The 23,673-nt window shown below is 37.8% G+C and carries 18 protein-coding genes and 1 tRNA gene; 4 read left to right on the forward strand and 15 right to left on the reverse strand.

All coding sequences use genetic code 11. The features are described 5' to 3' along the window. Nucleotides 1-51: 51 nt before the first annotated feature. Together U0839_RS01100 and glyA are read right to left on the reverse strand one after the other, a co-directional pair. Nucleotides 52-1,197 carry a glycosyltransferase gene (locus U0839_RS01100; RefSeq protein ID WP_413549886.1) on the reverse strand — a complete coding sequence of 382 codons (1,146 nt, stop codon included), beginning with the start codon at nucleotides 1,195-1,197 and terminating at the stop codon, nucleotides 52-54. Between the two features lie 14 nt (nucleotides 1,198-1,211). Then, a complete protein-coding gene (gene glyA, locus U0839_RS01105) occupies nucleotides 1,212-2,504 on the reverse strand; it encodes a serine hydroxymethyltransferase (protein ID WP_155565387.1) in 1,293 nt (430 codons plus the stop codon). Between the two features lie 182 nt (nucleotides 2,505-2,686). Between glyA and U0839_RS01110 the strand changes: the two genes are divergently transcribed. Together U0839_RS01110 and hemB are read left to right on the forward strand one after the other, a co-directional pair. Then, on the forward strand, nucleotides 2,687-4,123 hold the full coding sequence (locus U0839_RS01110; RefSeq protein WP_155565386.1) for an APC family permease: 1,437 nt from the start codon (nucleotides 2,687-2,689) through the stop codon (nucleotides 4,121-4,123). Nucleotides 4,124-4,153: 30 nt separating this feature from the next. Next, nucleotides 4,154-5,146, forward strand: coding sequence for a porphobilinogen synthase (hemB, locus tag U0839_RS01115; protein WP_155565385.1), 993 nt, complete (start codon nucleotides 4,154-4,156; stop codon nucleotides 5,144-5,146). A 72-nt stretch (nucleotides 5,147-5,218) separates the two neighbouring features. On the opposite strand, the gene parC is transcribed toward hemB, so the two are convergent. From parC to U0839_RS01170, 11 genes are all read right to left on the reverse strand, one after another. After that, on the reverse strand, nucleotides 5,219-7,423 hold the full coding sequence (gene parC, locus U0839_RS01120; RefSeq protein ID WP_155565384.1) for a DNA topoisomerase IV subunit A: 2,205 nt from the start codon (nucleotides 7,421-7,423) through the stop codon (nucleotides 5,219-5,221). Between the two features lie 38 nt (nucleotides 7,424-7,461). Beyond that, nucleotides 7,462-8,253: an MBL fold metallo-hydrolase gene (locus U0839_RS01125; protein ID WP_155565383.1), complete on the reverse strand. Its 792-nt coding sequence runs from the start codon at nucleotides 8,251-8,253 to the stop codon at nucleotides 7,462-7,464. A gap of 8 nt (nucleotides 8,254-8,261) precedes the next feature. Further along, nucleotides 8,262-9,059 (reverse strand): TatD family hydrolase, encoded by a 798-nt coding sequence (locus U0839_RS01130; protein WP_155565382.1) that lies wholly within the window; start codon nucleotides 9,057-9,059, stop codon nucleotides 8,262-8,264. Continuing rightward, nucleotides 9,059-10,600: a methionine--tRNA ligase gene (gene metG / locus U0839_RS01135; protein WP_155565381.1), complete on the reverse strand. Its 1,542-nt coding sequence runs from the start codon at nucleotides 10,598-10,600 to the stop codon at nucleotides 9,059-9,061. Before metG ends, U0839_RS01130 begins: the two co-directional genes overlap by 1 nt. Further along, nucleotides 10,597-11,550: an AAA family ATPase gene (locus U0839_RS01140; RefSeq protein ID WP_155565380.1), complete on the reverse strand. Its 954-nt coding sequence runs from the start codon at nucleotides 11,548-11,550 to the stop codon at nucleotides 10,597-10,599. The genes metG and U0839_RS01140 overlap by 4 nt, the downstream gene beginning before the upstream one ends. After that, nucleotides 11,531-12,196 (reverse strand): dTMP kinase, encoded by a 666-nt coding sequence (tmk, locus tag U0839_RS01145; RefSeq protein ID WP_155565379.1) that lies wholly within the window; start codon nucleotides 12,194-12,196, stop codon nucleotides 11,531-11,533. Before tmk ends, U0839_RS01140 begins: the two co-directional genes overlap by 20 nt. A gap of 20 nt (nucleotides 12,197-12,216) precedes the next feature. Then, nucleotides 12,217-13,455 carry a D-alanyl-D-alanine carboxypeptidase family protein gene (locus U0839_RS01150; protein WP_413549888.1) on the reverse strand — a complete coding sequence of 413 codons (1,239 nt, stop codon included), beginning with the start codon at nucleotides 13,453-13,455 and terminating at the stop codon, nucleotides 12,217-12,219. Nucleotides 13,456-13,463: 8 nt separating this feature from the next. Further along, on the reverse strand, nucleotides 13,464-14,336 hold the full coding sequence (locus U0839_RS01155) for an RlpA-like double-psi beta-barrel domain-containing protein (protein WP_155565378.1): 873 nt from the start codon (nucleotides 14,334-14,336) through the stop codon (nucleotides 13,464-13,466). 68 nt (nucleotides 14,337-14,404) lie between these two features. After that, nucleotides 14,405-15,406 (reverse strand): lytic transglycosylase domain-containing protein, encoded by a 1,002-nt coding sequence (locus tag U0839_RS01160; RefSeq protein WP_155565377.1) that lies wholly within the window; start codon nucleotides 15,404-15,406, stop codon nucleotides 14,405-14,407. Nucleotides 15,407-15,474: 68 nt separating this feature from the next. Beyond that, nucleotides 15,475-16,086 (reverse strand): fumarylacetoacetate hydrolase family protein, encoded by a 612-nt coding sequence (locus U0839_RS01165; protein WP_413549891.1) that lies wholly within the window; start codon nucleotides 16,084-16,086, stop codon nucleotides 15,475-15,477. 132 nt (nucleotides 16,087-16,218) lie between these two features. Then, nucleotides 16,219-16,293 (reverse strand) — tRNA-Val (locus U0839_RS01170). Between the two features lie 121 nt (nucleotides 16,294-16,414). Here U0839_RS01170 and U0839_RS01175 point away from each other — a divergent pair. Next, nucleotides 16,415-17,269 (forward strand): N-formylglutamate amidohydrolase, encoded by an 855-nt coding sequence (locus U0839_RS01175; protein ID WP_155565376.1) that lies wholly within the window; start codon nucleotides 16,415-16,417, stop codon nucleotides 17,267-17,269. Nucleotides 17,270-17,382: 113 nt separating this feature from the next. Then, nucleotides 17,383-19,224 (forward strand): molecular chaperone HtpG, encoded by a 1,842-nt coding sequence (htpG, locus tag U0839_RS01180; protein WP_413549893.1) that lies wholly within the window; start codon nucleotides 17,383-17,385, stop codon nucleotides 19,222-19,224. Between the two features lie 76 nt (nucleotides 19,225-19,300). Here htpG and panB read toward each other — a convergent pair whose 3' ends face one another. Both panB and dnaE read right to left on the reverse strand, forming a co-directional pair. Continuing rightward, nucleotides 19,301-20,113, reverse strand: a complete 813-nt coding sequence (panB, locus tag U0839_RS01185; RefSeq protein ID WP_155565374.1) for a 3-methyl-2-oxobutanoate hydroxymethyltransferase — start codon at nucleotides 20,111-20,113, stop codon at nucleotides 19,301-19,303. A 127-nt stretch (nucleotides 20,114-20,240) separates the two neighbouring features. Continuing rightward, complete coding sequence (dnaE, locus tag U0839_RS01190) at nucleotides 20,241-23,672, reverse strand: DNA polymerase III subunit alpha (protein ID WP_413549895.1); 3,432 nt, start codon at nucleotides 23,670-23,672, stop codon at nucleotides 20,241-20,243. Nucleotide 23,673 lies beyond the last annotated feature (1 nt).

The raw sequence follows: 23,673 nt of genomic DNA on the forward strand, positions 1-23,673 counted from the left end.
TTAAAAATTTTGAATTAAATATCGTTTTAATTTTATTTTTAGATAAAACACCTAATTATTACGATAGTTTTCATTGTAAAACAATTCATTAATTTTTTCAGCGGCGAATTCAATATCAGGTTCAGCCCACAAGGCATTCGGCAATTCATATACTTTTCGTGGGTCTTTTACAGGTATCAGTTTGTAATTAACAGGAACACCACAGTTTTCATCAATATACTCACTAGTTGCAGACCAATTAGTGGAAATAACAGCTTTTCCGTATTGCATAGCTTCTGCTGGCACCAACCCAAAACCTTCACTGCGATGAAGTGACAAAATAATATCAGAATGAAATATAAGCGCCCTATTTTCCTCTGTTGTCAATAAATTAGTATAAAGAATGATATTTTTTTGTCCATCTATTGCTTTCTTTAATTCATTAAAATCCTGACGGAAATCATTAATATAGGAAACCTTGAGAATAAGGCTAATTTTATCATGAGCTATTGTTTCACACGCTTTTCTAAAAGCCCTGATTGCGGCTATAGGATTTTTTCTAACAAAAGATGAAGAAAGATTAAAAGATGTTAATATATTTAAAGTTGCTTGGGGTAAACCAAGACTTTCACGAGTTAGACCTGACGCAATTGCTACAGGATATGCTGCAATAGGATGAGGAACAACCGTAATCTTTTTTTGATATTTATTAGCCCAATGTTTAACGGCTTTTGCGACAAAACGAGAGGGTACCCATATTTCATGAACAAATCTGAAACCCACCTCCCATTCTTTTGGCAAAATTTCAAGCTCCCATGCCCAATAACCTATTATTTTTCTGTTTTTCAATAAAAAACGAGGTAAATTCAATAATGCAAATGCCAATTGTGGGGCATTGATATGAAAAATCAATGATGCGTATGGATAAACTGATAAAATTCTACGCGCTTCCTTATATTTTGTATAAGAAAAACCATAGGGGTCGATATCGATTTTCTGAACGGTTACATTTTCGTTTTTAAGTGCATTATACATTATACGCGCACCTTCACCCAAACCAGAAGCTTTTGAAAACTCACCAATTATAATTACGCTTTGGTCACAAAAGGGTTCTGATGATATAGAAGGTGCTAATATCCCCCCCACTTTGCTTAGATAAAATCTTCGCTGATATGGGGGCAATAAACGCCATAATTTATGAAATGGCTGAATCTGCAATACCCTTGAAATAATTACTGTTTATATATGGGAAAGCGTTTACATAAAGCCATGACTTTATCGCGAACAGCTTTTTCCGCAAAACTGTTATCATTATCTTTGGCATTTGCCAATGGGGATAGAACTTCATTTATCAAGAGACCAATTTCACGAAATTCTGCTTCACCAAACCCTCTAGTTGTCCCTGCTGGACTACCTAGACGAATACCGGAAGTAATGGCCGGTTTTTCCGGATCAAAAGGAACCGCATTTTTATTTGCGGTTATTCCCGCTCTTTCCAAACTTTCTTCCGCCTGTTTTCCCGTTACTTTCTTGGGACGTAAATCAACAAGTAACAAATGGCTGTCCGTACCATTTGTAACAATATCAAATCCACATTCAATCAAGGTGTCTGCCAATACACGGGCATTGTTTGCCACCGCTTTTTGATAGGTCTTGAATTCCGGACGCATTGCTTCAGCAAAGGCCACCGCTTTTGCAGCGATGACATGCATCAATGGACCACCCTGTAATCCGGGAAATACTGCTGAATTGATTTTTTTAGCCAAATCGGGACTATTTGTTAAAACAATTCCTCCACGAGGTCCACGTAAAGTTTTATGCGTTGTACTGGTGACAATATCAGCGTAATCCATTGGGTTTGGGAAAAGGCCTGCTGCAACCAATCCGGCAAAATGAGCCATGTCAACCATCAGAAAAGCACCAACTTCATCGGCAATTTTTCTGAAACGGGCGAAATCAATAATTCTGGGATATGCAGATCCACCTGCAATAATCAAACGTGGTTTTTCATTTCTCGCAGTCGCCTCGAGCTCGTCATAATCAATCAAGCCATCCTCTTTTCGAATTCCATAGTGCAATGCATGGAACCATTTTCCAGAAAAATTAGGTGCCGCACCATGGGTTAAATGTCCACCCGCTGCCAAATTCATTCCCAATACTTTTTCACCAGGTTTGACAGTAGCCATAAATGCAGCCAGATTGGCATTCGCACCGGAATGTGGTTGAACATTGGCAAATTGCGCGTTGAAAATTTTCTTGACACGTTCAATTGCCAGAACTTCCACCTTATCAACTTCACCACATCCGCCATAATAACGACGTCCGGGATATCCTTCAGCATATTTATTCGTCAATACGCTACCCTGAGCCTCTAAAACTGCCTTGGAAACAATATTTTCACTTGCTATTAACTCAATACCGTCCTGTTGACGGGTAAGTTCGCTTTGTAAAGCTGCGTAAACCTCAGGATCTGTTTGAGAAACATCAGATTGAAAAAATTGATGATATAATTTATTTTCGGACATTCATGGATTCCTAGAAAACTACATATTTAAGAGACTCTCTAATAAATATTCAATTTTGTGATTTTCTGCAATTAAATATGTAAGATAATACGCTATTACTGAAAAAATAAATTCCAAAAAAATATGATTTATTTTAAGAACTTTACACAATATTGTGATAAATTTTAAAAAAGGGCTATTCTATGGATCTATCCAAGAGAAAATCACTATTTAGAAAAAAATCCATAGAAAATAACCAGTATGAAAACGGTTTGGCACGCGTAATCGGCATGCCTAGTCTGATTTTTTTTGGCGTTGGTGGAATTGTTGGAACCGGACTCTTTACGGTTACAGGTATTGCTGCATCAGAACATGCTGGTCCCGCCGTACTTCTTTCTTTCCTAATAGGAGCATTGGCATGTTCATTCATAGGATTATGTTACAGTGAACTTGCTGGAATGATTACAGAATCGGGCAGTTCTTACAGTTATATCTATATCGCTATGGGAGAATTTATAGCCTGGATTGTTGGATGGAATTTGGTGCTTGAATATTCTGTCGGAGCAGCAGCGGTAGCGGTAAGTTGGTCACAATATTTAAAGTCAATTCTGATAAGTTTTCACTTACACCTACCCTATCAATTTTTCGCTTCACCACTAGAGAAAATAAATATAAACGGCCAGAATATTTCTGGGATATTGAACCTTCCATCCACATTTGTCATCATATTTCTGTCTCTTTATCTGATACAAGGGATTAAACAATCCTTTCGAATGAACAATATGATTGTTTTGATCAAGTTGTTTGTTGTATTTGCTGTTATCGCTTTTGGATTTTCCTATGTTGATTTTGACAATTTCAAGCCTTTTATCCCAGAAAATACAGGTCAATTTGGTCATTTTGGCATTTCAGGAATTTTTCAAGCTGCCGGCATGATCTTTTTTGCCTACATAGGTTTTGATAGCGTAGCTTCTACTGCACAGGAAGTTAAAAATCCATCAAGGGATATCCCGAAAGCTATTTTAATAATCATTACAATTACAGCACTCATTTATGTCACGTTTGCCTTTGTTATTGTTGGGCTTGTCAATTTTCATCAATTGCTTGGTAATGGCGCACCTGTGGCAACAGCCATTGATCACACCCCTTATAAATGGTTACAGCCCGTAATCAAATTCAGTATCATCATTGGTTATTTTCCTGTTCTTGTATTACTTCTTGTAGGTCAAACTCGTATCTTTTTTACCCTTTCTAAAGACGGTTTGATTCCCAAATTCTTTTCCGTTATTCATCCCGACCATAAAACTCCTCATCTATCACACATGTTTTTTATGGTTTTTATCTGTATTCTATCTGCCTTTATTCCTATTTCAATTTTAAGTGAAATGTGCTCTATAGGTGCATTATCCGCCTTTTTTTTCGTATGTATATCAGTAATGATTTTACGTCGAACCCATAAAGATTTCCCCCGGCGTTTTAAGGTGCCAGGTGGCGATATCATACCGATATTTGGCACTTTGGTTTGTTGTGTGCTGATGTATTCCCTAAGCAATATAACATGGTTAACCATTGGGGGATGGATGTTCATAGGTATAATTATTTATTGGCTTTATGGTCATAAACACAGTAAATTACAATAGAAATTTCATAATTAATTAAGGATTGATACCATGATTGGAAGCTTTCCTCTGACTCGTATGCGACGCAATCGAATTGATTCTGCAACGCGTCGTCTGGTTGCTGAAAATAAATTGAGTAAAGATGATTTGATTTGGCCAATTTTTATTATTGAGGGCAACAATATTGAAACAGAAGTTTCTTCAATGCCTGGAATTAAACGGGTTACTGTTGATCGTCTGGCTGCATATATAGAACCTGCTGCAAATCTGGATATCCCCGCGCTTGCATTATTTCCTGTAACCACCAACGATAAACGTGATCCAGAGGGAAAGGAAGCCTATAATCCCAATAATCTAATTTGCCGTGCATCAAGAGAACTTAAAAAAAGATTTCCAGAAATGTTATTAATCGGAGATGTAGCTCTTGATCCTTATACCAGCCATGGCCATGACGGAATAATAAAAAATGGTTATGTTGCCAATGATGAAACCATAGAGATACTAGTCAGGCAATCGATTAATCAAGCCCGAGCAGGTATGGATTTTATCGCGCCTTCTGACATGATGGATGGTAGGGTCGCGGCAATCCGAAAGGCATTGGACAATGATAATTTTGTTAATACACGAATCATGTCATATGCCGCAAAATATGCCAGTGTTTATTATGGACCTTTCAGAGATGCGCTGGAATCAGGAAAACTTTTAAAAGGCGATAAAAAAACTTATCAGATGGATCCTGCCAATAGTCGAGAGGCTCTTTCTGAAGTCGAACTCGATATTCAAGAAGGTGCTGATTCAGTTATCATCAAACCGGGATTGCCCTATTTGGACATAATCCGAATGGTAAGAGATAGATTCAATATCCCAATTGTCAGTTACCAGGTTTCTGGTGAATATGCCATGTTGAAAAACGCGATTAACCGTGGTTATCTTGATAATAATCAGGCTATTTTCGAAACACTTCTCTGTTTCAAGAGAGCTGGAGCAAATGCAATTATGACTTATTTTGCTCCAGAAGCGGCAAAATTATTAAAACAGTTATAATTTTCATATATAAAGGGATATTTTAAAAAATTAATTAATTATTTCATAAATATCCTTTGGACTAGAATAAGACTAAATTCTCAACCAATTAGGAGATTTATGTCCAACAGATGCACGATTACCTATATAATTTTCCAATATTTCAAAATTTCTGACTTTTGTTTGACTAGGCATTGTAAAACCAATCTTAGAATCAAAAACTATAACCAGTTTCAGTTTTCCTTTACCCAATTTCTGTAATAGAACACCACTACCCTTTTTTAATTCAGGAATTTGTTCTAGGGGAAATATCAGAAATTTACTGGATGAATTCGCAATGGCAATATAATTTCCATTACCTTCAAGACAAGCGAATGTTTTTTCATTATCCTTTAAAGTTAGAACTTGTTTACCCGTTTTCCGTTCAGTAACTAGATTTTCCCCAGAAATGACAAATCCCTTTGCTGAGGTTGAAACAAGAACATATTTCTTTTTTTCATCTAAAATAAAAAATTCAATAACCTCAGCATCATTTGCTATGTCAGCAAGAAGACGTATGGGTTGACCATCACCTCGGCCTCTTGGTAAATCTAATGCCTTTATATTAAATGATTTACCTTCACTACCGATAATGCAAATTCGATCATTACTATGACATTCCAATATTTTAAATAAATGATCCCCTTCTTTGAATTTCAGCTTATCACTGTCAAGATTATGTCCTTTCAAAGCACGTATCCAACCTTTGGAGGATAAAATAATTGTCAGAGGTTCACGTTCCACCTCTTCCAGAATATCCATAACATCTATTGTTTTAGGCGCTTCAGAAATTTCCGTTTTTCTCAAACCATCATCGGACTGACCAAACGTTTTCAAACCCTCTTTCAATTCTTTGTTGATTTCTTTCCAGCAAAGAGATTCACTTGCCAGCAACGTTTTTAAATTAGATTTTTCATTTGTGAGTTGTGCATATTCATTTTTTATTGCATTTTCTTCCAATCGTCTCAAACTTCTCAAACGGATATTGAGAATGGCTTCAGCCTGAACATCCGACAGATTGAAAGTTTGCATCAAAACAGTTTTTACTTCATCTTCATCTCGAATTATACGAATAACTTCATCAAGATTTAGATATACCGCTAATAAACCCTCCAGAATTTCCAATCGCTGTTCAATAACATTTAACCGATATTGACTTCGACGTTTGAGAACTTCATAACGATGATCCAACCATGATTTCAAAATGGCTTTCAATCCCATCAATTTAGGAACGGCATTGCGATCAAGCACATTCATGTTGTAAGCAAACCGGTTTTCCAAGACAGTCAGTTTAAACATGGATTCCATTAAAATTTCAGGCTGCACCGTTTTAACTTTGGGCTCTAATATAAGCCGTATTTCATCAGTACTTTCATCTCTTATATCTGCCAATAATGGAAGCCTCTTCTGTTCCATCAAAGTGGCTATCTGTTCAATCAATTTGGATTTCTGCACTTGATAGGGTATTTCCTTAACAACGATAACCCAAGTTCCAAATCGACCATGTTCAATTTCCCATTTTGCCCTGAGCCTTAATGAGCCTCGACCAGTTTCGTAAGTTTGTTGAATAACATTTTGATTTTCAACAATTTTCCCACCTGTTGGAAAATCTGGACCTTTTACAAAATGCAACAAATCCTGTGTAGAGGCTTCAGGATTTTTAATAAGGGTCATAGCGGCCTGATAAATTTCACCCACATTATGTGGGGGAATGTTTGTTGCCATTCCAACAGCAATTCCGCTTGCACCGTTTGCCAAAAGATTTGGGAATGCACCTGGTAAAACAACGGGTTCTTTTTCCTCTCCATCATAGGTATCACGAAAATCAACACAATCTTCATCGATACCTTGCAATAAAAACTGGGCAATTCTTGTCATACGGGATTCTGTATAACGCATAGCCGCAGCATTATCACCATCAATGGATCCAAAATTCCCCTGTCCCTCAATCAAGGGATACCGTACAGCGAAATCCTGTGCGAGACGAACGAGCGCTTCATAGACAGCGGCATCCCCATGGGGATGATATTTACCAATAACATCCCCAACAATACGGGCGCATTTCTTGAATCCTGATTTTGGATCAAGTTTCAATTGACGCATGGCATATATCAAACGACGATGAACAGGTTTCAATCCATCCCTTACATCTGGTAATGAACGCGACATTATTGTTGACAGGGCATAGGCCAGATAGCGTTCACTTAATGCCCTTGCAAAGGGAGCGTCCTTGATTAAACCGTCAGATGCAGCAGTCATATTATACTCTTGTATGTTTTAATTTTTTATTTGTATGATTATGCAGAATAGAGAATTAGTCCATCATAGGCAACTTCGATGTCCGGCGGCAGATTTGCCTTTAGCCAATTCCAATCCATATCAGGTCCCATATGCGTTAAAATCGTTCTTTTAGGCTTGATAATTTTTTTCCATTCCAGAACCTTGCCAATCCATGCATGGGCAGGATGTTCATTCCGTTGAAAACATCCCACAATAAACAGATCAAGATTGGATAAAATTTTCAACCCTTGTTCCGGAATCCGAACCACATCGGTACAATATGCCACATCACCACATCGTATGCCCATGGATTTACAAAAACCATGTACCTGTTCACATGTTTGAATAGATTGATTTTCAATCATGAAATTATCATAATAATCAATCTGATGAACATCCAAAACTGGACGAAAAAAATATGGTTGGGTTTTCCATGGCTTAAATGCGTAGGCAAATCTTGATTTCAATTCAGATAATGTATCTTTCGTTGCATATATTGGTAAGGCTTTACCCAAAACTCTGTTGATTGAACGCAATTCATCCAGACCAGCAATATGATCTGCATGTGCATGAGAATAAATGACAGCGTCAACCCTGCCAATTTTTTCTCTCAATAACTGAGTTCGTATATCAGGACCTGAATCAATTAGAATTCTTTTGCCATTATTCAACTCAATAACGATAGAGGATCGAGTTCGTTGATTCTTTTGTTCCAGGGGATCACATATTCCCCAATTCCCCTGACCATCATCACCTCCTACCAATGGGACACCACCCGAACCTCCGCATCCCAGAATAGTAATTTTCATTAAACAATTTACCTTTTAAAAGACGCCTTTTTAAAAAGACGATGAAAATTATCTGTTGTTTGTTTTTTAAACGTTTCAAAATCGACCGCCAACAATTTGGCCATAAATTCTGCTGTTTGATAAACATATGCGGGTTCATTTCGTTTGCCCCGAAATGGTACGGGAGCCAGATAAGGAGAATCAGTTTCAACAAGAATTCTATCTTGAGGTAAATGGAGAACGATATCGCGTAAATCCTGGGCTTTTTTAAAAGTGATTATACCTGAAATACTAATATATCCACCCAAATCTAGAACTGTTTCGGCCAGTTTCATACTAGATGTAAAACAATGAATTAAAAATGGAAATCGTCCCCCTTTTTCTGTCTCTCTCTTTAAGATTTTGGCAATATCATCATCTGCATCCCGGGCATGAATACATACAGGCAATCCAGTTTGTTGCGAGGCACGGATATGATTTTCAAAAGATTCTTTCTGTCGTTCAAAAGCCTCTTGTTTACCGTAAAAATAATCAAGTCCGGTTTCACCTATACCTATAACTTTGGGATGATTGGTTAATTCAACAATTCTGTCAACAGAACAAAAAGGTTCATCCATCACATATTCAGGATGAGTTCCAATCGTGCACCATACACTCAAATGATCAGTTGTATAATCGGTTATTCCTATTTGCTGCCGCGCATCTGATAAACGCGTTCCTATTGTTACAACTTCACCCAAACCTGCATGTGTTGCACGATCAATAATGGCTTTTTTTTCATCATCATCAAAAAAATCAAGATGGCAGTGTGAATCAACCAGATGCATCAGATTTGTTCAGCTTCCGTATAACGAGGAAAAATAGGAGAAGGTAAGGGTAATTTTATTCCTGAATGAATTTCTTTTTCAAGATCTGAAAAATTACGTTCATTTTTACCAACCCCAAGCTGGGTCAATAATTTATCCATACTATTAGGCATGAATGGCTGTAAACAAGTGGCAATTTCGCGCAACACATCAACCATGGTTCTTAAAACAGTCTTCATACGCTCGAAATCAGTTTTTTTCAATTTCCATGGCGCCTGATGATCGATATATGCATTTGAAGCGCGTATAACCTTCCAAATATCCTCTAAAGATTCATTAAAAGCCTGACGGTCCATTTGTTCCCTTAATAAAATCGGCAACAGTTTAGCTTTTGCTATCAACTGTATATCCACATCCAATCTTTTTCCAGTATCTGGTAAAATTCCGTCACAATTTCTGGTAATCTGAGTCAAAGTTCTCTGTGCAAGATTACCCAGATCATTGGCCAATTCATTATTCATGCGATTGATCAGGGATTGTCTGCTATAGTCTCCGTCTCCACCGAAAGGAACTTCACGCAAAAGAAAAAATCGGACAGGATCCAGTCCGAACTCATTGATCAATTCAATAGGCTCAACAACATTTCCTACTGATTTACTCATTTTTTCACCTTCCACTGTCCACCATCCATGCGAAAATATTCGTCTGGGAACTTCCAAACCCGCCGCCATTAAAAAAGCTGGCCAATACAACGCATGGAAACGTGCAATTTCCTTCCCCACCAAATGCAAATCTGCTGGCCAAAAACGCCACCGATCTGATAATTCCGTATCAGGATAGCCCAATGCGGAAATATAATTTGTCAACGCATCGAACCATACATACATGACATGATCCTTATCGCCTGGAACTGGAATACCCCACTTGAAACTCGTACGACTGATGGATAAATCACGTAAACCAGATTTTACAAAACTTAACAGTTCATTCTTACGACTTTCTGGACCGATAAATTCTGGATGCAATTCATAAAATTCCAACAACTTGTCTTGCCAGGCAGACAATCTAAAAAAATAGGATGGTTCTTTTAACCATTTGACCTGTGCCCCTGTGGGCGCAATCTTTTGTCCATCTGCTGTAGTAGTTAGTTCATCTTCACTATAATAACACTCATCCCTGAGTGAATACCACCCTTCATAAGCGCCAAGATAAATGTGACCAGCATCAGCGATTTTTTTCCATAAAGTCTGGCAGCTTCTTTTATGACGTTCCTCGGTCGTTCGTATAAAATCATTATATGATATGTTTAACTGATCAGCCATATTTCTGAATTTTGCAGAAATTTCATTTACAAATACTTCCGATGTCTGTTCATTATTGTGGGCAGCCTGCTCTACCTTTTGTCCATGCTCGTCAGTACCCGTCAAAAAGAATACATCATATCCATCCAATCGTTTGAATCGGGCCAAAACATCCGCAGCGATTGAGGTATAGGCATGACCAATATGGGGTAACCCGTTTACATAATAAATCGGGGTGGTTATCATATAATGGTTTTTCATAATTCACTTACTAGTTCGAAATCGGAAATTAGGGTTTGTCTTTTATCCAAATTAAAAGATTCTGTATCTTTATGCCATTTTAAAATTTTTTGCCAAATATCAATCCATTCCATTACTGTTCGAGATGGATTGCCAAATCGTTCCTGCCTTGATTTTATAGCCTCACCGATCAGCATATTGAATTTATCTGTCAATAAGCTAAAAAAAACAGAAAATCCATCTTCTTTTTGTAAAATATACTTAACTTTTTCATTCAGCTCACTTCCTTTGAAAGGCTTCTCGAAAAAGGCATCAACAATATTTTGCAAATTTGAGGCGTCAGAATTCAATAATGATAATGCTTTACCAATCGATCCCTGAGACAGGGTAATTATTTTTTGATATTCTGCCTCAGAATATTCGGGGGCTAATTTAATCAAGGCTTCTAATAAAACAGTATTTGATAAGGGATGAAGCATTAATTTACGACAACGACTTGAAATCGTTGGCAACAAACGGTTTGGATGTGCAGTGATCAAAAAAATTAAAGCAGCATCTGGAGGCTCTTCCAAAATTTTTAATAAGCTATTGGCCGCATTCTGATTCATCAAATCCGCCTCTTCGATAATGACAATGCGCCACCCGTCATTGGCAGAAGTCAATCGTAAAAACGTTCCAACCGCTTTTATATCATCCATCAAAATTTCCGAACGAAGACGGTTTTTCTTTTCATCTATTCTTCGACTAACCGTTAATAAATCAGGATGACTACCCGCCTTTATCTTAGCCAACACTTTTTCAGAGCTACCAAGAATCAAACGAATGACATGATTGACAAAAGTTTTTTTGCCTACCCCGACCTCACCACATATCAACCATGCATGATGAAGCTTATTCTGGAAAATGGCTTGTTTGAAACAATCATACTCCTTTTCATGTCCCCATAAAGAGTCATCTAGTTTTGCTGTCATTGTTTTTAATATATCTTGATTCAGATAGTTTATGAGTGACGAGATTGTAAACTTCCCGAGTTACCTCATGCAATAATTTATGAGCTTTGATAACTTTACATCGATTTTTATTATTTTTAGCTATCAGTTGAAAACCATTCAGAACACGATAATGAAAATCATACCCGAGTTGTTCATAAGCATCAATTTTTGTTTGACGTTTTAGACAACGTTCAATAAGCGTTTCATAAGGGGCATCGAATACCAAAGTTAAATCGGGAATTAAATCTATCAAATTGGATAATTTTTGAATATAATCCAATATATCCGGATTTTCCTTACCTAATCCATAACCTTGATATGCCAGTGTTGAATCAATAAAACGATCACACAGCACTATTTTACCCTGTTGCAGCGCTGGCTTTATGACCTGATCTACATGATCGCACCTTGCGGTAAAATGAGCCAGGATTTCAGCTTTAAGCGAAAAATCGCAATTCCCAAATAACAATAATTTCCTAATGGCCTCGGCACCCGTTGTTCCACCTGGCTCACGGGTTAAGAGAACATCAATATTATCTTTTTGCAGCTTTTCTTTCAATAATTGAGCTTGTGTAGATTTTCCAGCACCTTCACCGCCCTCAAAAGTAATAAAATATCCTGACATAAATAATAAAATAATGTTGATTAATTTTTATTCGTTAAACGATAGCTTACATTTTTCATCATACGTGAAATAATATTAGCTTTTTCAACAGTCTCACCAGCTATTATGGGAACTTGTACAGTAATTCCACCATTTTTTACGGACAGAGAGGCCTCAACATTTTGTCCTTTCATAACAGGTGCGGACAAAGGGGCATTATAATCAAGGGTTACCTTCAATTTATCACGCATCCCGACAGGCAAGGTTAAAACAAGATTTTCACCTGCAACCAGTGGAACTGTTTCTTGTGCTCCCATCCAAACTGGTGCCTGTTCAACAATATCCCCTTTATTGAATAACTTAACATTTTCAAATTGATTGAAAGACCATTCTATCAAACGTTCACTCTCATGGGCCCGCATATTCATCGAGGTTAATCCGTTGACCACCATTATGACCCGACGACCATTCCGTTCAGAACTGGCACATAATCCATAACCGCCAGCATCTGTATGTCCTGTTTTCAAACCGTCCGCAAGCCCTTTGTCTACCAAAACATTTCGATTGCCCTGGGTGATTTTATTGAAAGTGAATTCTTTTTCGGAAAAAAAATGATAGTATTCGGGATAATCATGAATAAGATGATAGGCTATCAGAGCAATATCACGGGCAGACATCAGATGATTGCTATCCGGCCATCCGGTACAGTTCATAAAATGAGAATTCCGCAATCCCATCTTGGGCGCCATTTCATTCATCATGGATACAAACTGCTGTTCAGATCCGGCAATTCCTTCGGCAAGTACAATACAGGCATCATTCCCGGATTGTATAACAACACCCTGGATCAAATCCTGGACAGAAACTTGTCCATTTAAGGGAACAAACATTTTTGATCCCTGCATTTTCCAGGCTTTCTCACTTACGGGAAGCAACTGATCAAGCTTTAAACGCCCGGTTCGCAGCATGGCAAAAACAATATAACAGGTCATGATTTTTGTCAAAGACGACGGATGCATAGGTTGGTCTGCCAATTTATCCATCAAAACGGTACCTGTATTATAATCCATGATAAAGGCGTATTGTGCCAACGTGTCAAAAGGACCTATTGGTGTTACGGCTGGTGGACCATTCGAAATCGCCTCTTGAGTTGCTGACGAGAATTTCCTGCTTGCCGCCTTACGAATGGCTCTTCGGGCACTTGCTGAATTTGAATCTATCAGAGCCAGAGATGCAGCTACGCTACTAATTCCAGTCAATATTGATCTACGAGTATGCACGCTTGTTCCTATTCAACTATAATTTTGGCACCCTTAATGCCAGATTTTAACAAATAATCAAGATTTTGATCTGCACTTTCGACTGATTGATAGGGACCAGAACGAACATGCAATATTCTGCGCCCTCCTTCAAAACTATAGGTCACTCTCCCACCAATACGTGCCGCCAATTTATTAGCATAAATTCGCAAGGTGAAAGAGCCACAATCAATCCATATTTGCCCTCCTGTAATTTGACCCTGCGTAAAAGTGACGGGCAAATCTTTTAATATTAATGAAGAATTTAATGCTTTTTGGAAAGTGGGATCTGATTTTTTTTTCGCATTATTTTCGCTTGATTTGCCATTCAGATTTTCAACCATGATTGTATCCAAAGGCGCAGTGTTAACTTTCATTTCCGTTTGCGGACCATTGGGCATTTCAAAAGCAAGATTTTGGCTTTGATTTTCTTCCTCAACAATTTCGATTTTCGCTGTTTGACCGTTTGAAATTCCCAATAATTCACCAGCTTTTGGCGTCAATTCCAACAATCTTGAAGGATAAGATGATGGACGATCATTCAAACGAATTGAAATTTCCCTACCATTGTCAACATTGCGAACTTTTATAATACTTGGTAATTGCAATGTGGGATGTGCACCCGTCATACGTTGCGGATCATAATATTCCCCATCAGCAGTCACTTTATTTTTCTGATTTTTGGATATAACTGCCAAACCTGTTGCATGATAGGCAAAATTTTCCTCTGGATAATACCATTGTTCCCCAACCTGATAAGGTTGACCAACCACGTAGTGAATCTGAGCTGGTTGCAACGGTTTTTCTTCCTTGGTACAACAGGCTATACTTATCAACAATAGAGAAAATAAATATTTTTTCACGATATAATTCAAATTCACAAAATTAATATTTTGTTATTTTATATTTATATTACAAAAAAACAATCATTTTATGCAACCATCGCATCTCCCAGCAATCCGACTGCCAGTGCATAATAATCCGAAGGGTTGTAGCGGCGTATTACATTAAAATTATGATAAATCATAAAACCATTATTATTTTTCTCATCCGGTTTCAAAATACTGCCATAAATATCCAGACGGGAAAAATCCGAACCATCTGATCGCTTAACGCCTATTGATTTCCACTCATCAAGTGTTTTTGAAACATGATGTCCGATATATGAACCATTGAAATCATTTGGCAATAAAATTTTTTGTCCCCAAGGTTCAGATCCATGCCAACCATTTTTCCTCAGATAATTGGCAATTGAAGCCAGTACATCTTTTTCATTTGTCCAAATATTTGGATGACCGTTTCCTGAAAAATCAACCGCATACCGTAAATATGCACTTGGCATAAATTGGGGCTGGCCCATTGCACCAGCATAACTGCCCATCATATTTTCGGGATTGATATTTCTATGATTAAGAATTCTTAATGCATTCATGAGCTCAATTTTGAAAAATTTAGCTCTTCTACCTTCATAAGCCAAAGTTGCCAAAGCATCAATAACATTAAATTTTCCGAGAAATTTGCCATAAAAGGATTCTATGCCCCATATTCCAACAAGTATAGAAGGATCAACTTCATAACTCTGCCAAAGAGCGGTCAAAAACGTTTGAAGTTCCTGAAATTTATTGCGACCTTGTTCTATTTTTTCTACTGTTATGACTTTTTTATAATATTGTTGCCATGTCATGACAAATTCTGGCTGTTTATGATCAAGTTCAATCACTTTTTTATTCGGTAAAGAATAATTCAAAGCATGCCTCATAATAGAGGCATTCAATCCTAGCTGAACAGCCTGTTGATATATATTGAAAAGAAAGGATTTATATTCGGATGATGATCTCGCAAAAGCGGGGATATTCGAAAAAACAAATTTTCCACTTCCAACTGCCATAACTGCTGTGCCAATAGAATTTGCCAAAAATTGTCTTCGCCTCATCGCTATTACCCTTTTATGTCGATTAAAATATATTGGCTTACCAAATAATTTTAATTAAAATCATGTAATTATTTCACTTTCACTATAGCAATTTCATTTTCCTGCAAAAAGAGTGATATTTGATCCCCAGATTTCAGTTTACCTATACCCTTTGGCGTACCAGTGAAAATCACATCTGATTTTTTTAATGGAACAAACTGGCTAATATAGGATATAATCTTGCTGAAATTAAATATCATGTTATTGCTATTTCCTCTCTGACGCTCTTCTCCATTTAATTTCATTGAAAAGCAAATAGGAAAAGATAACAGTTCCTTTTTTACAAAAGAGGAAAGGTAACAGGAATCTTTAAAACCCTTTGCCAAAAACCAGGGTAATTTTTTCTCTTTCAATGCTGTTTGCAGGTCTCTAGCCGTCAAATCAAGGCCAAGAGCGATTTCATCATAATAATTCTCGGCTTTGTTCTCCGAAATTTTAAAGCCATCCTGGGAAATCTTTAATACAATTTCAGTTTCATAATGAATATCCTGTGAAAAATCAGGTAGGATAATTGTATCTCCCTCAACCAAGGAGGTGTTGGGTTTACTAAAAATTACGGGGACAGATTCGATTTGATTTCCCAATTCTTTTGCATGTTCAGCAAAATTTCTGCCAACACAATAAATATTATTAATCATCATTTCATCCAATACACAAACAGGGAATTTTAGGTATTTTTTTAATTATACAGGTAAATTATGATGATTATATGTACAAACGAAAGACAATATTTTTTGAATTATGATTAGTTTTTTTTCACGGTTAAGATAAGATGGTGGGCGCAACAGGGATTGAACCTGTGACCCCTACCATGTCAAGGTAGTGCTCTCCCGCTGAGCTATGCGCCCATCTTAACGTTTGATAAACTGCTTGATACACATCTTAGTTTAAAAGCGCAAGTGGTCAAATGCAAAAAAATAAAATATTTTAATATAATCATTCTTTTTTTTCCGTTAGCAAGGTTATTTAGTGCCAATTCATAAAACAAAAATATATCATTTACAAAAACCTGATAATAATGTTTTACCGTTTTTAGTCAGCTCACCTCATTCTGGACAATTCTATCCAAAGAATTTGCTTGAACTAACAAGATTACCCTTGGATGAATTACGCAAGAGTGAAGACAGTTTTGTCCATGAACTTTTTCATCATGTATCTAATTATGGTGGAAGTTTGTTAAATGCAGAATTATCCCGTATTTTCTGTGATCTCAATCGATGGGCATGGGAACTTGATCCAAAAATGTTCAAAGAACAACTTCCCCCATGGTGTGATACAGAATCCGCTCGGGTAAAAAACGGAATTGGAACAGTTCATAAAATCAGCAATTCAGGAAAAGTTATTTTCAAATATTATCTTTCATTTACCCATATTGAAAAACTAGTTCAAAATTATTGGTTTTCCTATCATCAACAAATTAAAAATTTTATTCATAACTTTAAAAACCGTTTCAATGGAGGCATCATCCTCGATGTACATTCAATGCCATCCCCACGCATCCAAACCCCTGCCTTTGCAGATATAATATTAGGGGACAATTTTTCAAAAAGCTGTTGCCCGCTGTTAATAAACCAGACTGCTAGATATTTTCAATCAAAAGGCTTAACAGTGAAAAAAAATATACCTTATGCAGGAGGGTATATTACCAGTCATTATGGAAATCCTTTTAAAAATATTCATGTTTTACAAATTGAAATAAATAAAAAATTGTATTTGAATGAAGAATGTTTCCAACTCAATGAAAATTTTTTTAGAATTCAAAAAATTATGACTGAATTTCTGATTATGATTACCAGTCAATGGAAAGAATTTTTAAAAATTTAATTGTTACCAAAAAAAATTATTAATTGTCTTCGTTAATTTCCAGTTTATTTTGTTATATAATTAATTCAAATTTAATTTTAACCCATAAATATGATAAAGGCTTACAAGTGAAAATGAGTGATGCAACATCTACGCATGCTGAAGAACAACACAATTTTAGTGCAGAAGTTGAACGCCTTATGGATCTGGTTGTTCATGCACTTTATTCAGAGAGAGAAATTTTTTTAAGAGAATTAATTGCCAACTCTGCAGATGCATTGGATAGAAGACGTTTTGAATCGCTTACCAATCAAACAGTTGCCTTGCCCGATAAACCCCAAATAATTTTAACCGTTGATAAAAAGGAAAATTTATTAACGATCAGTGATGATGGTCTCGGTATGAGTAAGGATGAGATGATCCAAAATCTCGGAACCATTGCAAAATCAGGAACAAGAGCGTTTGAAAAACAGCTCAAGGATGCCAAACCCGAAGATCGTGTTAACCTCATCGGTCAATTTGGTGTTGGATTTTATTCAGCCTTCATGGTGGCGGATAAAGTAGAGGTGATTTCACGACGTGCCGGATCGGATGAAGCCTGGGCATGGAACTCTGAAGGTAAAGGCAAGTATAGTATCGCTTCCTCAACAAGAAATACACCTGGTACAGATGTTATTCTTCATATTAAAAAAGATGCTGAAGAATATTTGGAAAGCATGCGACTGGAGAATATTATCCGTAAATGGGCAGATCATATTGCCTGGCCCATTACGATTAAACAGGATGACAAAGAAACATCCGCCAATGAAGGTCAAGCAATCTGGACAAAACCACGTGGCGATATTTCCGATGAACAACTAGATGAATTCTATCGTCATGTAACCCATTTATTTGACAAACCACTGGCTACGCTTTTATGGCATGCTGAAGGCGTGATTGAATTCACTTCTTTGTTATTTATTCCCGGAATGGTTTCTCCATTCGCACCAGTTGATCAAGAAAGAAAAAGCAAGGTACGATTGCATGTACGCCGTATGTTTATTACTGATGAAGCGGACATGCTTCCACCTTGGTTACGTTTCATTCAGGGGATTGTGGATACTGAAGATCTTCCCCTAAATGTATCCAGGGAAATGCTACAAAACACACCCGTTCTTGCACGTATTCGTAAGAACCTTGTTAACCGTGTGATAAGTGAATTAAAAAAACTTTCGGAAGATAAAGAAAAATATACAAAGTTTTGGGAACTTTTCGGGGCAATTCTTAAAGAAGGACTTTGGGAACCCAATGAAAACAATGATACAATTGCCAAAATCTCAAGATTCTATTCATCTACCGTTGATGGTTTGACAAGTCTTTCCGACTATGTGGAACGTATGAAAGAAAATCAGGAGGCCATCTATTTCTTGGCTGGAGATTCCCTTGAAGTCTTAAAAACCTCACCTCATCTTGAAGGTTTCAAGGCACAAGGAATCGAGGTCCTATTATTCACTGATCCTGTGGATGCTTTCTGGCCTGATCGGTTTGGAAAATTTGAGGAAAAACCTTTACGCAGCATTACCCGTGCCAAGAAAGATCTCGATAAACTTATGGGAAAAGAAGAAAGATCAAACAGCGAGGAAGAAGAAAAACTTTTAAAAACTTTGATGGAAAGTTTGAAAGACAAAATTACGGATGCTCGCATGACGACACGCCTTGTTGACAGTCCTGTAATTTTGGCTGCAAAAGAAGACGGTCCCGATTTACAGATGCAACGTTTAATGCGTCGTAACGATCGCTCAATTCCTTCAGCCCCACCTGTTCTGGAAATTAATCCAAATCATAATTTAATCAAATCTTTAATCAAGAAGGTAAATTCAGGCGAGAATATAGATGAAGCTGCATTTATACTGCTTGATCTTGCAAAAATACAGGATGGGGAAATGCCATCTGATCCAACATTATTTGCAAAACGTATTGCAGCCGCATTAGCATAATCCTAGATATATCAAAAATGGCGATGCATCAATGAATGCTCGCCTTTTTCAAAACCTTAAACAAGAAATATTTGGTCTATTTTTCAAAACAGAATTCAGCGCTTGGAAACGTTCTGGATCTGACTTCCATGGCATATGATTTGACTGCCTCTTCCATTGTTTGACCAATTTGGGCATACCGTTTAACAAATTTTGGTTTAAATCCTTGAAAAACACCAAAAATATCATCACATACCAAGACTTGACCATCACAGGCTGGAGAAGCACCTATTCCAATTGTAGGAATTGATAATTGTTCAGTAATTGTTTTTGCCACTGATTCAACCACTCCCTCCAAAACAATTGCAAAAGCACCCGCTTTGGCAATAGCATTACTATCTCGCATGACTTTTTCAATTTGTTTGGTGTTTCTTCCTGCAATTTTAAACCCACCCATGGTTTGAACAGCCTGCGGCATCAATCCAACATGTCCACAAACAGGTATACCTCTTTTGACAAGAAATTCAACGGTTTCGGCCATTTCCTCCCCACCTTCCAGTTTAACTGCTGCTGCACCCGTTTCCTGCAATATGCGTGCTGCGTTCCTAAAGGCTTGACGGGGATTTTCCTGATAGGAGGCGAAAGGTAAATCAATCATCACACACGCCTTTTTTGATCCACGCATAACAGCCTTGCCATGTTCGATCATCATTTCAATCGTCACGGCCAAAGTCGTGTCAAATCCGTAAATGACCATCCCGAGTGAATCACCCACGAGTAACAAATCAACATGAGGATCCACAATTTGTGCAACTGAAGCAGTATAGGCGGTCAAGGAAACAATTGGTTCCTTATTTTTTTTCGCCAATATCTGGGGAACAGTAATTCTTTTGATCTTATTCTCTATCATTCAAATCTCTATGATTTATAACTGATTAAACCTATTGTAAGATAATAATGACTATTTATTATTTATGATGTTTTAACCAGCTCGGTTAACAAATTATTTCAAAAAACTTTATTATAATTTTTTATTTTTATAATTGATCTACTTTTTCAACGCCATTGATCACTTTGATATGCTGTGCGAGAACGGGTGATACATTATAGTATCCTGGTAATAAAATTTCCACCTCTTGTTGCTGAACAAGATTGGGAATTAAAATGATTTTACCATTGCCTTTCTGCGTATTTTCCAACAATTTTGAAATTGTTTCTACAGCTTGGACGTCATCAATCCATATTTTGAGTTCCTTGACCAAACCGGATATCGCTGTTTCAAGATCTTCCACGTGATTTGCTGTTATACGCAAATTTTCTGCATCCAACCTTAAATCAACCGTTACGATAACCATTTTACCAATTACAAGCAAATCACGGAAACAGTTCAAACTTTCAGAAAAAAAAGTTATCTCACAGGCTCCAGTTTTATCCGATAATCCAACCCAAGCCATTTTGGTCCCTTTACGGGTAGGACGTTCCTTACAATTTAATATACAGCCAGCAAGTTTAATTCTTCCCTCTCCGGAACGAGCAATTGTTTCGAGATTATTTATCGGTTGTATTCTCAATTTGATCAGTAAAGCCCTAAACGAATCTAGTGGATGGGCTGTCATATGATAGCCTATTGCCTCAGCTTCCAAAGTTAACCGTTCAATTTCGGGCCATTCAGCCACACTGTTAATTTTTAACGGTTCTGCTATTTGTGCCGTGGCATTTTGAAATAATCCAATTTGGCCACTTGCTTTTTCCTCTTTTCGTGCATGGGCTCTCCGTAAAATCACTTCGGCTGATGCAAAAACCTTATGTCTGTTATTTTCGACTGAATCAAAAACACCCGCCTTGGCAAGATTTTCAAGTTGGCCCTTATTTAAATTCTGATAATCAATGCGTTCGGCAAAATCTGCAAGATTTTTGAAATCTCGACCATCCCGATCGTGAACCAAGGCTTCCATGGCGCTAAAACCCGCTCTTTTAACTGCAGCTAATGCATAGCGTATAGCCAAACTGCCATCAGGTTGTTTCTCAATTTCAAAATCAGCACCGGATTTGTTGATATCAGGAGGCAAGACAGAAATGCCAATTCTTTTGGCCTCTTGTCGAAGGATGGCTAACTTATCCGTCTTTTCTCGTGCCAGTGACATACACGCGGCAAAAAAAGCCACTGGATAATTCGCTTTCATCCATGCTGTCTGATAAGAAACCAGAGCATAAGCAGCAGCGTGGGATTTATTGAACCCATAATCAGCAAACCGCGCCATCAAATCAAATATCTCTATCGCTTTTTGCCGATCAATACCATTTTTAGTTGCACCTTCAGTAAAAATCTCACGCTGCTTATCCATTTCGGAACGAATTTTCTTACCCATTGCTCGACGTAAGAGATCCGCCCCTCCAAGACTGTAATTAGCCAATCTCTGGGCAATTTGCATGACCTGTTCTTGATAGACCATGATGCCATAAGTCTCTTCAAGAATATCCCTTATTTTTTCATGCGGTGATTGCCATTCCTCTCCATGCTTACGTCGACAATAATCGGGAATATTGGCCATCGGGCCTGGTCGGTACAAAGCGACAGCGGCAATCAGATCCTCTATACGACTGGGCTGCATTTGACGCAAAACATCACGCATCCCAGCGCCTTCAAATTGAAAAACTCCTCCGGATTCACCTCGACTCAACATTTCGTAAGTCAGGGTATCATCAAGTGGAATTTTCGAAAGATCAATATGTTGTCCCAACTTTTCCAGCATTTTAACGGCTCGCTGCAAAATCGTCAGGGTGGTTAATCCTAAAAAGTCAAATTTAACCAACCCAACCTGTTCGACAAATTTCATATTATATTGCGTAACAAGCATATCACTTTTCGGATCACGATAAAGCGGCACAAGTTCAACCAGCGGACGGTCCCCTATGACCACACCCGCTGCATGCGTACCTGCATGTCGGTATAATCCCTCCAACTGCAAAGCCACTTGTAAAAGACGATGTATATTTTCATCTGTTGCCTGCATTTCCTGTAATCTAGGTTCAGTTTCAATGGCCTGTTTCAAGGTAACTGGATGGGCGGGATTGTTTGGTATGAGTTCAGCAACCTTATTGACCATTCCGAAAGGAAATCCAAGAACACGACCAACATCACGAACAGCAGCACGCGCAGCCAATTTTCCAAAAGTTATAATCTGTGCCACCTGGTTGGTTCCATAGGCTTGTCTTACATATTCAATGACTTCATCTCGCCGGTCTTGACAAAAATCGATATCAAAATCCGGCATTGAAACACGTTCAGGATTCAAAAAGCGCTCAAACAGCAAATTAAAGCGCAAAGGATCCAAATCAGTAATCGTCAATGCCCAGGCCACCAAGGATCCTGCCCCAGATCCCCTTCCCGGTCCGACAGGAATATCATGTTCCTTGGCCCACTGAATAAAATCAGCAACTATAAGAAAATAACCTGAAAAGCCCATATTCTTGATAATATTTATTTCGTAATCAAGACGATCTACATATTTCTGGCGATGATCTTGTGTAAGATCGCAAATGGATATCAAACGTTTTTCCAGACCTGATTTTGCCATATGTTCAAGCGTATCCTCGGCCGTTGTCCCCGCCTTGATTTTTCTACTATGTGGCAGCATCGGTTTTCTTGTTTCTATTTTCACTGCACACCGTTTTGCGATTTCAATCGTGTTACTGCATGCTTCAGGAAGATCTGAAAACAGATTACACATCATTTCCGGAGGCTTGAACCAGTGTTCAGGTGTAACTCTCCAACGATCCTGTATATCAACAGTACATCCCTGCGCAATGCAAATTAGCGCATCGTGCGCCTCGTACAATTCAGGAGTCGGAAAAAAACATTCATTTGTTGCTACAAGGGGTAAGCCATACCGGTCTGCCAGATCGATTAAACCTGGCTCAACCGATTTTTCCTCAGCCAGATTATGACGTTGCAATTCAACAGCCAAACGCCCTGGAAAAGCTTTTGCAAACTGTTCAAGCAACATGGATGCATGCTTTTCCTGACCCTCAGATAATAATTGAAATATAGGCCCCCGTGTTCCACCAGTCAAAAGAATCAAACCCTCTGAATGTTCACATATTGTATCTACATTGACAAAGGGATCCGATGGATCTCCATTTAGAAAACCTTCTGATGAAAGAAATTGTAAATTCAACAATCCAATATCATTTTGAGCCAACAAAACAATTGGCCAATTTGTAATATGACGCGGTTGCTCACCTAAAACGGGAATACCGATCTGAGATCCAATAATCGGCTGTATGCCTGCTTCAACACAGGTTTTTGAAAATTCTAATGCCCCAAACAAATTTCCTGTATCCGTAATTGCGATAGCTGGCATGTTCATTGTCTTGGCCAGCTTAACCATTTGAGGTATGCGAATAGCCCCCTGACTTAGTGAATATGCAGAATGGCTACGAAGATGGATAAAAGAGGCAAGAGACATC

Source organism: Commensalibacter sp. A3DC, from assembly GCF_047307945.1.
In the GTDB taxonomy this organism is placed as follows: domain Bacteria; phylum Pseudomonadota; class Alphaproteobacteria; order Acetobacterales; family Acetobacteraceae; genus Commensalibacter; species Commensalibacter melissae.

Excerpts from the sequence above, each read along its gene's own strand:
- glyA (WP_155565387.1), bottom strand. The coding sequence starts at position 2,504 with ATGTCCGAAAATAAATTATATCATCAATTTTTTCAATCTGATGTTTCT.
- U0839_RS01110 (WP_155565386.1), top strand. The coding sequence starts at position 2,687 with ATGGATCTATCCAAGAGAAAATCACTATTTAGAAAAAAATCCATAGAA.
- hemB (WP_155565385.1), top strand. The coding sequence starts at position 4,154 with ATGATTGGAAGCTTTCCTCTGACTCGTATGCGACGCAATCGAATTGAT.
- parC (WP_155565384.1), bottom strand. The coding sequence starts at position 7,423 with ATGACTGCTGCATCTGACGGTTTAATCAAGGACGCTCCCTTTGCAAGG.
- U0839_RS01125 (WP_155565383.1), bottom strand. The coding sequence starts at position 8,253 with ATGAAAATTACTATTCTGGGATGCGGAGGTTCGGGTGGTGTCCCATTG.
- U0839_RS01130 (WP_155565382.1), bottom strand. The coding sequence starts at position 9,059 with ATGCATCTGGTTGATTCACACTGCCATCTTGATTTTTTTGATGATGAT.
- metG (WP_155565381.1), bottom strand. The coding sequence starts at position 10,600 with ATGAAAAACCATTATATGATAACCACCCCGATTTATTATGTAAACGGG.
- U0839_RS01140 (WP_155565380.1), bottom strand. The coding sequence starts at position 11,550 with ATGACAGCAAAACTAGATGACTCTTTATGGGGACATGAAAAGGAGTAT.
- tmk (WP_155565379.1), bottom strand. The coding sequence starts at position 12,196 with ATGTCAGGATATTTTATTACTTTTGAGGGCGGTGAAGGTGCTGGAAAA.
- U0839_RS01160 (WP_155565377.1), bottom strand. The coding sequence starts at position 15,406 with ATGAGGCGAAGACAATTTTTGGCAAATTCTATTGGCACAGCAGTTATG.
- U0839_RS01165 (WP_413549891.1), bottom strand. The coding sequence starts at position 16,086 with ATGATGATTAATAATATTTATTGTGTTGGCAGAAATTTTGCTGAACAT.
- htpG (WP_413549893.1), top strand. The coding sequence starts at position 17,383 with ATGAGTGATGCAACATCTACGCATGCTGAAGAACAACACAATTTTAGT.
- panB (WP_155565374.1), bottom strand. The coding sequence starts at position 20,113 with ATGATAGAGAATAAGATCAAAAGAATTACTGTTCCCCAGATATTGGCG.
- dnaE (WP_413549895.1), bottom strand. The coding sequence starts at position 23,672 with ATGTCTCTTGCCTCTTTTATCCATCTTCGTAGCCATTCTGCATATTCA.